This window comes from Streptomyces sp. CNZ287, assembly GCF_007827615.1.
This window is the reverse complement of sequence record NZ_VISV01000051.1, coordinates 1-1,222: the sequence shown is the minus strand read 5'-3', so window position 1 is coordinate 1,222 and position 1,222 is coordinate 1. Positions and strand designations below refer to the sequence as shown.

Annotated in this window: 1 rRNA gene; it reads right to left on the bottom strand. The window is 57.5% G+C overall.

Annotated elements, in window-relative coordinates:
• Nucleotides 1-49: 49 nt before the first annotated feature.
• A 23S ribosomal RNA gene (locus tag FB457_RS35030) occupies nucleotides 50-1,222 on the bottom strand; the annotation flags it as partial.

The following is a 1,222-nucleotide window of genomic DNA, read 5'->3' as shown; positions in this document are numbered from 1 at the left end:
GTGTGGGCGGGTTGTTGTTTCAGAACCCGCACAGTGGACGCAAGCAGCTATGGACAAGCCCTCGGCCTATTAGTACCGGTCACCTCCACCCCTCACAGGGCTTCCAGATCCGGCCTATCAACCCCGTCGTCTACAGGGGGCCTTAACCCCTCATGGGGGTGGGAGTCCTCATCTCGAAGCAGGCTTCCCGCTTAGATGCTTTCAGCGGTTATCCCTCCCGAACGTAGCCAACCAGCCATGCCCTTGGCAGAACAACTGGCACACCAGAGGTCCGTCCGTCCCGGTCCTCTCGTACTAGGGACAGCCCTTCTCAAGACTCCTACGCGCGCAGCGGATAGGGACCGAACTGTCTCACGACGTTCTAAACCCAGCTCGCGTGCCGCTTTAATGGGCGAACAGCCCAACCCTTGGGACCGACTCCAGCCCCAGGATGCGACGAGCCGACATCGAGGTGCCAAACCATCCCGTCGATATGGACTCTTGGGGAAGATCAGCCTGTTATCCCCGGGGTACCTTTTATCCGTTGAGCGACGGCGCTCCCACAAGCCACCGCCGGATCACTAGTCCCTGCTTTCGCACCTGCTCGACCCGTCAGTCTCGCAGTCAAGCTCCCTTGTGCACTTACACTCACCACCTGATGACCAACCAGGCTGAGGGAACCTTTGGGCGCCTCCGTTACCCTTTAGGAGGCAACCGCCCCAGTTAAACTACCCACCAGACACTGTCCCCGATCCGGATCACGGACCCAGGTTAGACATCCAACACGACCAGAGTGGTATTTCAACGACGACTCCACAACCACTGGCGTGGCCGCTTCACAGTCTCCCACCTATCCTACACAAGCCGAACCGAACACCAATATCAAGCTATAGTAAAGGTCCCGGGGTCTTTCCGTCCTGCTGCGCGAAACGAGCATCTTTACTCGTAATGCAATTTCACCGGGCCTATGGTTGAGACAGTCGAGAAGTCGTTACGCCATTCGTGCAGGTCGGAACTTACCCGACAAGGAATTTCGCTACCTTAGGATGGTTATAGTTACCACCGCCGTTTACTGGCGCTTAAGTTCTCAGCTTCGCCACCCCGAAGAATGACTAACCGGTCCCCTTAACGTTCCAGCACCGGGCAGGCGTCAGTCCGTATACATCGCCTTACAGCTTCGCACGGACCTGTGTTTTTAGTAAACAGTCGCTTCTCGCTGGTCTCTGCGGCCACCCCCAGCTCC